Genomic DNA, 12,667 nt, shown 5'->3' with positions numbered 1-12,667 from the left:
AGGGTATTCAAAAACCGTGCGAGATTGGTAATATCGGGTGCTTGTCAAGTGCCGGGGGTGTCTGATGGGGTTCTTCACTACGCTGCTCGACAGGGCCGTGAAGGTCGGGAGCGTCACGCTGATCGGTCCCGACGGCTCCCGTCAGGTGTTCAGCGGCGATATCGCCGGACCGGCGATCACCGTGCGGCTGACCGCGCCCGGGTTCGACCGCAAGGTGCTGCGCGACCCCGAACTCGCCATCGCCGAAGCCTACATGGACGGCCGCCTGGTGCTGGATCAGGGCCGGCTTTCGGACCTGTTCGAGATCTATCACGCCAACCAGGCCGCCTTCGACAAGAAGCCCGGGCCGGTGATGGCCAAGCTGGCCTGGCTGCTGCGCCGCACGATGGAGGTCAACGCCCCCTGGGAGGCCCGGCGCAACGCGGCGCGGCACTACGATCTCGGCAACGCCTTCTACCGCCGCTGGCTGGACCGGGACATGCAGTACTCCTGCGCCTATTTCGAGAACGACGACGCCACGCTGGAACAGGCGCAGACGGCGAAAAAGCGCCACATCGCCGCCAAGCTGAACCTGACGCCGGGCCAGCGGGTGCTGGACATCGGCTGCGGCTGGGGCGGCATGGCGCTGTATCTCGCGGCGGTCGCGGACGTCGAGGTGGTCGGCATCACCCTGGCCGAGGAACAGCTGGCGGTCGCCCAGGCCCGGGCCGAGGCGGCCAGTCTGTCCGGCAAGGTCCGCTTTGTATTGCGCGACTACCGCGACGTGACCGAAAGCTTCGACCGGATCGTGTCGGTCGGCATGCTGGAACATGTCGGCCCGGCATCGCTGGAGCGGTATTTCCAGGTCGTGCATGATCGGCTGACGCCCGACGGTGTGGCGCTGATCCACTCGATTTCGGCGCGGATGGCGCCACGGCAGACCTCGCCGTTCCTGCGCAAGTACATCTTTCCGGGCGGCAGCATTCCGGCGATCTCGGACTCCGCCGCCGCGGTCGAGAAATCCGGACTGTGGCCGCTCGACACCGAACTGCTGCGGATCCACTACGCCCGCACGCTGCGGGCGTGGGGCGAGAACTTCGAGGTGGTGCGCGACGAGGTGGTCGATGAATACGGCGAGCGGTTCGCGCGGATGTGGGACTTCTACCTGACCGCGTGCCAGTACACCTTCTCGCACGGCAACAACCTGGTCTACCAGATGCAGCTCGGGCGCAGCCGGGACGCGGTGCCGATCACGCGCAACTACCTCGAGGAGGCCGAGGCACGCTACCGCGAGCGCGAGGCCGCGGTGGTCGAGCGGCTGCTGGCCTCGACCGACGCCGCGTTCCGGCGCGCCGGGCCGCAGGCGCTGGGCCGGGCGGCGGAATAGGCGTGGCTTGCGCCTGTTTGGCCCCGGGGGTAGAACCGCCGGGATTGGCCGGACCGGGCGCCGTTCCGGGCGCAGGCTTCAGGCGCGGGCGCCCGGCGCGGCCACAGTGATCGAGGGACGACAGCACATGGACAAGTTCACCACCCTGACCGGCGTCGCGGCACCGCTGCCGATGGTCAACGTCGATACCGACATGATCATTCCGAAGCAGTTCCTGAAGACGATCAAGCGCACCGGCCTGGGCGTGAACCTGTTCGACGAGATGCGTTTCGACGACGACGGCAACGAGAAGCCGGATTTCGTGCTGAACCAGCCTGCCTATCGCGATGCCCGGATCCTTGTCGCCGGCGACAATTTCGGCTGCGGCTCCAGCCGCGAACACGCACCCTGGGCGCTGCTCGACTTCGGCATCCGCTGTGTCATTGCGCCCTCATTCGCGGATATTTTTTACAACAACTGTTTCAAGAACGGCATCCTTCCGATCACTCTGCCCCAGGAAGACGTGGACAAGCTGATGGACGACGCCGAACGCGGCGCCAACGCCGTTCTGACCGTGAACCTTGAAGACCAGACCATTTCTGGCCCCGACGGCGGCAAGATCGCGTTCGACGTGGATCCGTTCAAGAAGGAGTGCCTTTTGAACGGCCTTGACGACATCGGGCTGACATTAAAGAACGAGACTGCGATTGGCCGGTTCGAGGAAAGCTATTCTGCACAGCGGCCGTGGGCCTGACGCCGACGGCTGCCTGACCGCCTCCGGCGCAGGGGCGGCGGGATGATCGCGCGCCTGCTCGGCGCCGGCGCCCGTGCGCTGCTGGTCGTGCTGATCATCGTCGCGCCGGCGTTCCTGCTGCCCGGGGCCAGCGTCGCCAGCCAGGAAATCTCGTTGATCGTCGCCGGGATCGCGGCAGCATTCACGGTCTTCGAATACGCCTCGACCCACCCCGGCCTGATCGATTTCCGCTTCGCGCCGCCCTACAACCGCGTCCGCTTCATCGCGTTCTCGGTGCAGGTGCTGTGCCTCGTGTTCCTGGCGCGCGCGATCGAGGGGCAGGACAATTTCTCGGCCGAGGTGCTCGCGTTCGCCGACCGGGCGGTCGCGGCGCTGGATTTCCCCGCCAGCCCGGTGCGGATCGCCCGCAGCACCATCGCCGCCGGCGAGGATCCGGCGTTCGAGTTGCTGATCACGCGCGGCGCGGCGGTCAGCTTCATCGTCACCTTCGCGTCGATGCTGTTCTTCGCGGCGCTGCTCTGGATCTTCCACTGGCCGGTCGGGCGGCGCGATTTCAACCTCTGGATCAACCTGCCGACCTTCGAGCCCGGCTACGGCCGCGACGTCGAGCGGCGCCTGAACCGCGACGGCATGGTCAACGTGCTGGCGGGGCTGGCGTTCCTGTACCTGCTGCCGGTGCTGCTGTCGCGGGCCGGCGGCTGGTTCGACCCGTCGGTGCTGTCGAATTACCAGCCATTCGTCTGGGGCCTGACGTTCTGGGCGTTCGGCGCCGGCTCGATGGTGATCCGCGGCGCGGCGGTGCTGAAGGTGGCCTATCTCGTGCGGCGCACGCGCGCGATATGAGGTGGGCGCCGGCACTGGTCGCGGCGGCGGTGCTGGTCGCCGGCCCCGCGTGGGCCGAGACGCTTCGGATCGCGACCTACAACGCCGCGCTCAGCCGCTCGGGGCCGGGGGTGCTGCTGAAGGAGCTGCGCAAGGGGGATGCGCAGATCGATGCGGTGGCGACGGTGATCCGCCGCGTCCGGCCCGACGTGCTGCTGGTGAACGAGTTCGACTATGACGGCGGCGCGGCGGCGCTGCGCGCATTCCGCGATCTGCTGGCCACGGGTCCGGACGGCATCGACTACCCGCACCTGTTCGCGGCGCCGTCCAACACCGGGCTGCCCAGCGGGCTGGACCTGGACGGCGACGGCGCGGCGACCGGCCCCGGAGACGCCTTCGGCTACGGCAACTATCCGGGCCAGTACGCGATGGCGGTGCTGTCGCGGCACCCGATCGACGCGGACGGCACCCGCACCTTCCAGGCGCTGCGCTGGGCGGACCTGCCCGGCGCGACCCTGCCGCGGACCGAAGGCGGCGAGCCGTTTCCCTCGGCCGAGGCGCAGGCGGCGATGCGGCTGTCGTCGAAATCGCACTGGGATGTCGCGGTCGAGACTCCGGCCGGGCCGCTGCGCCTGTTCGCGTCGCACCCGACGCCGCCGGTGTTCGACGGGCCCGAGGACCTGAACGGGCTGCGGAACCGCGACGAGATCGGCTTCTGGCTGGCCTATCTCGACGGCTGGGCGCCGACCGACGACCAGGGGCGGCAGGCCAGCCGGACCGACGCCCCGTTCGTGCTGCTGGGCGATCTGAACGCCGACCCGTTCGACGGCGACGGCCGGCGCGCGGCGGTCCGGGCGCTGCTCGATCACCCGGCGGTGCAGGATTCCGCCCCGCGCAGTGCCGGCGGCGTCGCCGCTGCCGCGGATCAGGCGGGGCCGAACCGGCGGCATGCCGGCCCGGCGGCGCTGGACACAGCCGACTGGCGCGAGGATCGCGGGCCGGGCAATCTGCGGGTCGACTACGTTCTGCCGGCGGCGTCGCTTGCGGTCGAGGACGCCGGCGTGTTCTGGCCGGCCCCCGGCGAGGCGGATCACGACGCGGCGGCCGCGGCCTCGGACCACCGGCTGGTCTGGGTGGACGTGGTGTTGCCCTGAGCCCTGGCCGCCGGCAGGCGACCGGACGCCGCGTCGTCGGGGTCGGGGCGGAACATCGGCACCGGCCTTTGGAACAGGTGGACAGCCGGGGGTGCGGCGTGACCCCGAAGATCGCGCATCTTCGGCCCGCGACCCGGCGCGAGGCGCAGCGCAACCGCTCTGCCCGGCCGGCCGGAGCGCGGAATGGCCGGCCTCTGCGTCCGCACCTGACGCAGGGGACGCTTCCTTGACCACCCCCGCACAAATGGCTACGCGAAGCTGATCACATTCAGCGGGAGCCGCTCCATGACCAAGACCCTTCTCATCCTGCCCGGCGACGGCATCGGCCCCGAAGTGATGGCCGAGGTGCGCAAGGTCATCGACTGGTTCAACGCGCGGGGACAGGACTTCGAGGTATCCGAGGATCTGGTCGGCGGCTGCGCCTACGACAAGCACGGCACGCCGCTGCACGACGACACCATGGCCCGTGCGCAGGAGGTCGACGCCGTCCTGCTGGGCGCGGTGGGCGGCCCGAAGTACGACGCGCTCGACTTCTCGGTGAAGCCCGAGCGCGGCCTGCTGCGCCTGCGCAAGGAAATGGACCTCTACGCCAACCTGCGCCCGGCGCAGTGCTTCGACGCGCTGGCCGACTTTTCGTCGCTGAAGAAGGACGTGGTGGCGGGTCTGGACATCATGATCATCCGCGAACTGACCAGCGGCGTCTATTTCGGCGAGCCGCGCGGGATCATCAACGAAGGCAACGAGCGCGTCGGCATCAACACCCAGCGTTACACCGAATCCGAGATCGAGCGCGTCGCCCGCTCCGGCTTCGAGATGGCGCGCAAGCGCAGCAACAAGCTGTGTTCGATGGAAAAGGCCAACGTGATGGAATCGGGCGTGCTGTGGCGCGAGGTGGTGCAGAAGATCGGCGACACCGCGTATCCGGACGTCGAGCTTTCGCACATGTATGCCGACGCCGGCGCGATGCAGCTGACCCGCTGGCCGAAGCAGTTCGACGTGATCGTGACCGACAACCTGTTCGGCGACCTGCTGTCCGATCTGGCGGCGATGCTGACCGGCAGCCTGGGCATGCTGCCCTCGGCCAGCCTCGGCGCGCCGATGGCGAACGGCCGGCCCAAGGCGCTGTACGAGCCGGTGCACGGCTCGGCCCCGGACATCGCCGGGCAGGGCAAGGCGAACCCGATCGCCTGCATCCTCAGCTTCGCCATGGCGCTGCGCTATTCCTTCGACATGGGCGCCGAGGCCGACAGGCTCGAAGCCGCGATCAACACCGTGCTGGCGCAGGGCCTGCGCACCGCCGACCTGATCGGCGAGGAAGGCCGCGCGCCGGTCTCGACCTCCGAGATGGGCGATGCGATCGTCGCCGCGCTCGACGCCTGACGCGGGCGTGCTGAAGGGTGGCCACGCCGGCGCGGTGATCGCGCTGCTGGCGTTCGGCGTCTTCGCCACGCACGACGTGCTGGTGAAGACGCTGGGCGCGACCTATTCGCCGGTCCAGATAATCTTCTTTTCGGTGCTGTTCGGCTTTCCGGTGGTCACCATCGCCCTTCTGGGGGACCGCACCGACGCCAACCTGCGCCCGAGGCATCCGGGCTGGACCGTGCTGCGCACGGCGGCGACCGTCGTCACCGGGCTGTGCGCGTTCTACGCCTTCTCGGTGTTGCCACTGGCGCAGACCTACGCGATCCTGTTCGCGGCTCCGCTGATCATCACCCTGCTGGCGGTGCCGATGCTGGGCGAGACGATCCGCCTGCGCCGGGTGATCGCCGTCATCGCCGGCTTCATCGGGGTGATGGTGGTGCTGCAGCCGGGCGCCAACCCGCTGTCGCTGGGCCACCTTGCCGCGCTGACCGCGGCGACCGGCAGCGCGCTGGCCGCGCTGATCGTGCGCCGCCTGGGCAACGGCGAGCGCGGCGTGGTGCTGCTGCTGTACCCGATGGCGGCGAACTTCGTGGTCATGGGCGCGGCGCTGCCCTTCGTCTACCGGCCGATGCCGGCGCTGGACCTGGGCATGGTCGCGGCGGTGGCGGTGATGGGGGCGCTGGGCACGGTGCTGATCATCCATGCCTACCGCCGCAGCGAGGCGGGGGTGGTCGCGCCGATGCAGTACAGCCAGATCCTGTGGGCCAGCGCCTACGGCGCGATCTTCTTCGACGAGCGCCCCGAGGCGAACGTGGTGCTGGGCGCGGCGATCATCATCGGCAGCGGCATCTACATCCTCTGGCGCGAGGGCAGGCCGAAAGCCTCGTTCACCCGGCCGGTGCTGCGCACGCTGCACCTGCGCCAGGACACCGGGACCCTGCCGCGGATCGGCATCCTGCTGGGACGGCGCCGGGGGCCTGAATCCCCCCTTGCAAACCCGCCGCCGGACGTATAATCGACCTGCCACGGTCGGAGTGTAGCTCAGCCTGGTAGAGCACTGTCTTCGGGAGGCAGGGGTCGTGAGTTCGAATCTCGCCACTCCGACCAGATGAGAAAAGGCGCCCTCCGGGGCGCCTTTTTCATTCCCTGCTGCGTCTCAGAACAGCCAGAGCGCGCCCAGCAGCACGAAGCCGGCGATGAACAGCGTCTCGGCCAGGATCAGCACGACCGACTGCGGCGGGATCTGGGCGATGCGCTTCAGTTCGGTCTTCACGCCGACGGCGGCGATCGCGGTCAGCATCGCCCATTTCGACAGCGCCCACAGCACCGACTGAACGGCAGCGGGCACCAGCCCGACCGAGTTCGCGATCGCCAGCACCAGGAACGCCAGCACGAAGCCGGGCACGATCGGCGGCGCCTTGCCACCGGTGACCTCGGCCAGCCCGGCACGGCGCATCACCAGCGTCAGGATCAGCACGAACGGCGCCAGCATCGACACCCGGATCAGCTTCACCGTGGTCGAGGTCTCGCCCACCGTATCCGAAACCGAGAAGCCCGCGCCGACCACCTGCGCCACGTCGTGGATCGTGCCGCCCAGGAACACGCCCGCCGCGATGTCCGACAGCCCCAGCGCCTGCGCGACGATCGGGTAGGCGACCATGGCGACGGTGGACAGCAGCGTGACGCCGAAGACGGTGAAGCTGAGATTGCGCTCGGAGAACTCGTTGCGCGGCAGCACCGCGGCGATCGCCATGGCGGCGGACGCCCCGCAGATCGCCACCGAGCCGCTGGTCAGGACCGCCAGCCGCCAGCCCCGGCCCAGCGAGCGCGCACCGACAAAGCCGACGACCACCGTCGCCAGCAGGGCGCCGACGATCAGCGCGATCACGCCCCAGCCCAGTTCCGCGAACACCTCGAAGCTGATCCGCGCGCCCAGCAGCGCCACGCCAAGCCGCAGCACCGTCTTCGAGGCGAAGGTGATGCCGGGCGCGCTGCGCTGGCCGTCCTCGACCAGGAAGTGCATCGACAGGCCCAGCAGCAGCGCCATCAGCATCGCCGGCGCGCCGTAGTGGTCGGACAGGAACTGCGCGGCCAGCGCGATCAGCCCGCAGACCAGCAGGCCCGGCCAGAGCCGCGCGGCGGCGCTGGCGGCGGCGGTTGTCGTCGGTGTCATGGGGTCCTTTCCACGGATCAGAACAACGCGCCGGTGGGCAGCGGAACGCTCAGCGCCGAGCGGAAGCCGACGGTGAACAGCGCCACCGTCAGCCCGACGCCGGCGGCCAGCGCGGCCCATCCGGCGGCGGACAGGCGTTCGTGCTGCGCAGCCAGCATCAGCACCGCGGCCATCAGCAGCCCGCCGACCATGAACCCGAGCACCGGGATCAGCGCGACCGCCACCAGCATGGCGACCGGCACGGTGGCGCGGCGGGCCATGCCCTGCATCTCGCCCGGCAGGGTGGCGCGGCCGGTCCGCAGGGTCAGCGCCACGGCCAGCGCGCACAGCGCCAGCATGCCGATGGCGACGGTGCGGGGGAATACGGCCGCTTCGGGGTTCAGCGTGGTGGACTGGACGATCACCAGCAGGGCGATGGCGGCGAAGACGCCCAGCGCGACCAGTTCCAGCCCGATCGCGCGGCCGGGGGCGCGAGGCGCCGTCTCCTTCGCCGGGGCGGTGCCGTTCCGGCGCGCGAGATAGACGCGCAGCTGCGGCATGAACGGGTAGAGGAAGCTGAGCAGCGTCAGCGCGATGATCACCATCGACAGCGGCCGGCCGAAGAACTGCGCCCAGACGTTGCCGATCGCCGAGCCGATGGTCCAGCTTTGCACGAAGCCCTGCTCGGCGATCCGGCCCAGGATCAGCCCCAGCACGATCGGCGAGACCGAGAAGCCCCGGCGCGTCGCCAGCCAGCCGACCACGCCGAGAATGATCATGATGCCGACGTCGGCCAGCGAGTTGCGGATCGCGAACGCGCCGATCACGGTCATGAACGCCACCACCGGCACCAGCGCCGCCTTCGGCGCGCGCGAGATCGCGCCGTAGGCGAAGCGGCCGATCAGCAGGCCCACCGGCAGCATCAGGATCGTCGCCAGGAACAGGCCGAAGATGAAGGTGTAGACGATGTTCGAGCCGTCCGAGAACAGCGACGGACCGGTGCGCACGCCCTGCACCAGCAACGCGCCCAGGATCACCGCGTCGGGCGGGGTGCCGGGAATGCCCAGCACCAGGGTCGGGATGAAGCCGCCGCCCACGGTGGCGTTGTTGGCCGATTCGGTGGCGACGATGCCGCCGGGGTTGCCCTCGCCATAAGGGGGCGCGTCGCGGCCGGTGCGGCGGGCCTCGGAATAGGCGACCAGCCCGGCGATCGAGCCGCCGGCGCCCGGCAGCGCGCCGACCAGCGTGCCGATCACCGAGCTTCGCACCAGGTTGAACTTGTTGCGCAGCATCACGGCGAACGCCTCGGGCAGGCGGAAGCCCGTGGTCTCGGCCGGTGCGTCCAGGTGCCGGTCGGGGGTGGCGACCAGATTGATCAGCACCGGGATGCAGTAGAGTCCGATCAGCGCCGAGACGATCTCGATCCCGCCCAGCAGCGTGTTCGAGCCGAAGGTGAAGCGCACCTCGGCGCTGGTCTCGGAAATGCCGATGGTGGCTAGCAGCAGGCCGAAGGCGGCGCCGATCATGCCCTTCAGGAAATCCCCGGTGGACAGCGCCGCGATCAGCGACAGGCCGAAGATCGCCAGCCAGAAGTATTCCACCGGGCCGAAGGCCAGCGCGGCCTCGGCCAGCGGCGGGGCCAGCAGCAGCAGCGCCAGCGCGCCGACCAGCCCGCCCGCGACCGAGGACAGGCAGGCGATCGACACGGCCAGGTCGCCGTCGCCGCGCTTGGCCATGGGATAGCCGTCGAAGGTGGTGCCGATGGCCGAGGGCGTGCCGGGCGTGTTCAGCAGGATCGCCGCATAGGCGCCGCCGTAGATCGCACCGGTATAGATCGCGCCCAGCAGGATCAGCGCGCTTTCCGGCGCCATCGAGAAGGTGATCGGCACCAGCACCGCCACCGCCATCGTCGCGGTCAGCCCGGGGATCGAGCCGATCACGGTGCCCGCCGCCACCCCCAGCAGCGCCAGCACGATGTTCAGCGGCGAAAACGCCGAAACCAGATAGTCGAGCATTCCGAGACCCTCTGCCCCAATCGGTCAGGCCCGGACCGCCGGCCGGGCACGAAAAGGGGCCGGCGCAGCGCGTGCGCCGGCCCCAGGCGCGGTAGTCAGTTCAGCACCCCGGCCGATTCGGCGGCCGCCAGGTACTCTTCGGTCTTTTCGGCCATGAACGCGTCCAGCTCCGGCCCGTAGGGCAGGTTGACCAGCGCGAAGCCGCCGTCGAGCATCTTCTTCTGGAACTCGGGGTCGGCGTTGATCTCCGAGATCGCCTCGGCAACCTGCTGGCGGATCTCCTCGGGGGTGGATTTCGGCACCGCGACGCCGCGATAGGCGCCCGAGACCATGTCGTAGCCCAGCTCGCGGAAGGTCGGCACGTCGGGGAAGGCCGGGTGGCGTTCCTCCATCGCCACGGCCAGCATCCGCACCTTGTCGCCCTGCGCCGCGCCGACGGTGGTATAGCCCCACTGCGCCTTGACCTGCTCGCCCAGGTTGGCGGTGGTCGATGCGCCGGTGCCCTGGAACGAGACATAGGTGGTCTCGATCCCGGCCAGTTCGTCGAAGATCACCTGCGCCAGGTGGTTCGCCGTGCCCTTGCCCGAGCCCGACAGGGTCACGGCGCGCGGGTTCGCCTTGGCGTCGGCGATCAGGTCGTCGAGCGTCTGGTAGGGGCTGTCCGCCGTCACCACGATGGCGTCGGGGGTGTAGTGGAACATGTGGACGGTGACGATGTCCTCGGTCTGGAAGCCGACATTGCCCTGCTTCGGCTTGACGATGATGTGCGGCAGGTTCACGCCCATGATCGCCGAGCCGTCGCCGGGCATCGAGTTCAGCTGCGACCAGCCGACCGCGCCGCCGCCGCCGGGCTTGTAGGACACGACCAGGTCCTCGCCGAACTTGTCCTTGAAGAACGGCTGCTGGAAGCGTGCGGTGATGTCCGACTCGCCGCCGGGGCCGAACGGGATGACGTAGTCGACCGCCCCCGAGGGGAAGTCCTGCGCCTGGGCGGCCGCGCCGATCAGGCTGACGGCAAGTGCGGCGATCGTGGTTCTGAACATGGTTTCCTCCACTGAAAATGATGTCTGCGGCAGTCGTTGTTGATGGACCCGCCCTGGTCCTGCCGAACCGGGCGGGTGTCTGTCTCAGTTGTCGCCGAGCGCGGTGATTTCCGCCAGCAGATGTGCGGGCACCGCGACGCCGTCGCGCCGGCAGGCCGCGCGCGCCGCCAGCCGGCGGGTGCCGGGAATGCGCGCGCCGCCCTGCGCCGCGATCTCGCCCAGCAGCTGCTCGATCCGGCCCGCGAAGCTGCCGCCGCTGGCGCGCGAGACGTCGAAGGCGACGATCAGCTGGCCGACGCCGGGCGGATCGCCCTCGGCGTCGAAGAACGAGCTGGCCTCGTGCGAATGGTTCGCGGCGGTCAGCGTCGCCGACAGGATCTCGACCACCAGTGCCAGCGCCGCGCCCTTGGCGTCGCCCATCGGGATCATCGTGCCCCTGAGTGCCGCCTGCGGGTCGGTGGTCGGATGGCCGTCCGCATCCAGCGCCCAGCCCTCGGGGATCGGCCTGCCGGCCTTGGCGGCGGCCAGAACCTTGCCGCGCGCCACCTTGGACAGCGACAGGTCGATCACCAGCGGCGCCTCGCCGGCGCCGCGCGGCGCGGCGAAGGCGATCGGGTTGGTGCCCAGCAGCGCGGACGCGCCGCCCCAGGGCGCCATCGCCTTGGGCGAGTTGCCGACCATCAGCGCCGCCAGCCCGTGCCCGGCCAGCCGCTCGACATGGGCGCCCAGCTGGCCGCAATGGTGCGAGCGGCGGACCGCGGCGCCGGCGATGCCGGTTTCCGGGGTCAGACGCGCGAGTTGCTCGATCGCGGCGTCGATGGCGGGGAAGGCGAAGCCGTGGCCGGCATCGACGGTCAGCAGCGCGGCGGCGGCCCGTTCGACCGTCGGCGTGGCATTGCCGTCCACCTTGCCGGAGCGCGCCTGCGCCGCATACGACGCCACCCGGCTGAAGCCGTGGCCGCCCTGGCCGTCGACCTCGGCCGCGACCAGGGCGCGGGCGACGGTGGCGGCGTTGGCCGGCGAGACCGCGTTCGCCCGCAGCGCGAGGGCGACCAGATCCTCGGCCTCGGCAATGGGCAGGCGGATTGCGTCAGCCATGCGACAGCTCCCGTTTGACGTTCTCGACCGTGACCGACGAGACGCGGACGTTGCCCTCGTCGGTCACCCCGGCGATGTGCGGCGTCAGGATCAGGTTCGGCACGCCGTCGAACATCGAGCCGGCGGCGGCGGTCAGCGGCTCGGTGGCGAAGACGTCCAGCGCGGCGCCGCCGAGCTTTCCGGACACCAGCGCCATCACCAGCGCCGCCTCGTCGACGATGCCGCCGCGGGCGGTGTTGATCAGGATCGCGCCCGGCCGCATCCGCGCGATGGCGTCGGCGTCGATCATGTTGCGGGTCTCGTCGGTCAGCGGCACGTGCAGCGACAGCACGTCGGCGCGGTCCAGCAGATCGGCGGGGGTTTCGCAGCGCGCGATCCCGGCCCACGCCGGGTCGTCGGCAGGCAGGTACGGGTCCATCGCGGCAACGCTCATGCCCAGCGCGCGGGCGCGATCGGCCACCGCGCGGGCGATGCCGCCGTAACCCCAAAGGCCGATGCAGCGGCCCGAGGCCTCGCCGCCGATCAGGGTGTTGCGCGGCCAGTCCCCCGCGATCATCGCCGCGTTCGCGGCATAGGCCCGGCGCAGCAGCGACAGCGTGACGGCGATGACGTATTCGGCCACCGACAGCGTGTTCGCGCCGGTCGCCGGGCAGACCGCGATGCCGCGCGTCTTGCAGGCGTCCAGGTCGATGTTGTCCAGCCCCACGCCCAGACGGCCGACGACGCGCAGTCCGGGGGCGGCCTCCAGCAGTTCCGTGTTCACCTGCGTCCGGTTGCGCACGATCAGCGCATCCGCGTCGGCGACCGCCTGCAGCAGGGCGGGGCGGTCATCGACAAGACCGGGTGCATACTGCACCCGGTCCCCGGCGCCGAATTCCTCCAGCGCCGTCTCGTCCATGAATTCCGAGATGACGATCTTCAT

At 70.1% G+C, this 12,667-nt stretch carries 11 protein-coding genes and 1 tRNA gene; 7 read left to right on the top strand and 5 right to left on the bottom strand.

Annotation, left to right across the window (positions count from 1 at the left end; genetic code table 11):
- Positions 1 to 64 precede the first annotated feature (64 nt).
- From GE300_RS12660 to GE300_RS12630, 7 genes are all read left to right on the top strand, one after another.
- The gene (locus GE300_RS12660) at positions 65 to 1,366 is read left to right on the top strand and encodes an SAM-dependent methyltransferase (protein ID WP_154446940.1); all 1,302 of its coding nucleotides are present in this window, start codon (positions 65 to 67) and stop codon (positions 1,364 to 1,366) included.
- 127 nt (positions 1,367 to 1,493) lie between these two features.
- Positions 1,494 to 2,099, top strand: coding sequence for a 3-isopropylmalate dehydratase small subunit (gene leuD / locus GE300_RS12655; protein WP_154446939.1), 606 nt, complete (start codon positions 1,494 to 1,496; stop codon positions 2,097 to 2,099).
- A gap of 42 nt (positions 2,100 to 2,141) precedes the next feature.
- Positions 2,142 to 2,942 (top strand): hypothetical protein, encoded by an 801-nt coding sequence (locus GE300_RS12650; RefSeq protein WP_154446938.1) that lies wholly within the window; start codon positions 2,142 to 2,144, stop codon positions 2,940 to 2,942.
- The gene (locus tag GE300_RS12645; RefSeq protein ID WP_154446937.1) at positions 2,939 to 4,075 is read left to right on the top strand and encodes an endonuclease/exonuclease/phosphatase family protein; all 1,137 of its coding nucleotides are present in this window, start codon (positions 2,939 to 2,941) and stop codon (positions 4,073 to 4,075) included. The genes GE300_RS12650 and GE300_RS12645 overlap by 4 nt, the downstream gene beginning before the upstream one ends.
- A 285-nt stretch (positions 4,076 to 4,360) precedes the next feature.
- Positions 4,361 to 5,455, top strand: coding sequence for a 3-isopropylmalate dehydrogenase (gene leuB / locus GE300_RS12640; protein WP_154446936.1), 1,095 nt, complete (start codon positions 4,361 to 4,363; stop codon positions 5,453 to 5,455).
- Positions 5,427 to 6,452 (top strand): DMT family transporter, encoded by a 1,026-nt coding sequence (locus tag GE300_RS12635; protein ID WP_154446935.1) that lies wholly within the window; start codon positions 5,427 to 5,429, stop codon positions 6,450 to 6,452. Before leuB ends, GE300_RS12635 begins: the two co-directional genes overlap by 29 nt.
- Positions 6,453 to 6,467: 15 nt before the next feature.
- Positions 6,468 to 6,544, top strand: a tRNA-Pro gene (locus tag GE300_RS12630).
- Between the two features lie 49 nt (positions 6,545 to 6,593).
- Here the strand turns inward: GE300_RS12630 and GE300_RS12625 are convergent.
- From GE300_RS12625 to GE300_RS12605, 5 genes are all read right to left on the bottom strand, one after another.
- Entirely contained in the window at positions 6,594 to 7,610 is a 1,017-nt protein-coding gene (locus GE300_RS12625; RefSeq protein ID WP_154446934.1) for a YeiH family protein, read from the bottom strand.
- 17 nt (positions 7,611 to 7,627) lie between these two features.
- Positions 7,628 to 9,604, bottom strand: a complete 1,977-nt coding sequence (locus tag GE300_RS12620) for a tripartite tricarboxylate transporter permease (RefSeq protein ID WP_154446933.1) — start codon at positions 9,602 to 9,604, stop codon at positions 7,628 to 7,630.
- Positions 9,605 to 9,699: 95 nt separating this feature from the next.
- Entirely contained in the window at positions 9,700 to 10,647 is a 948-nt protein-coding gene (locus GE300_RS12615; protein ID WP_154446932.1) for a Bug family tripartite tricarboxylate transporter substrate binding protein, read from the bottom strand.
- A gap of 84 nt (positions 10,648 to 10,731) precedes the next feature.
- A complete protein-coding gene (locus GE300_RS12610) occupies positions 10,732 to 11,745 on the bottom strand; it encodes an Ldh family oxidoreductase (RefSeq protein ID WP_154446931.1) in 1,014 nt (337 codons plus the stop codon).
- Complete coding sequence (locus GE300_RS12605; protein ID WP_154446930.1) at positions 11,738 to 12,667, bottom strand: hydroxyacid dehydrogenase; 930 nt, start codon at positions 12,665 to 12,667, stop codon at positions 11,738 to 11,740. The genes GE300_RS12610 and GE300_RS12605 overlap by 8 nt, the downstream gene beginning before the upstream one ends.

Origin of the sequence: Halovulum marinum, assembly GCF_009697225.1 — a bacterium.
Taxonomy (GTDB): domain Bacteria; phylum Pseudomonadota; class Alphaproteobacteria; order Rhodobacterales; family Rhodobacteraceae; genus Halovulum; species Halovulum marinum.
This window is presented reverse-complemented; position numbering and strand designations above follow the sequence as displayed.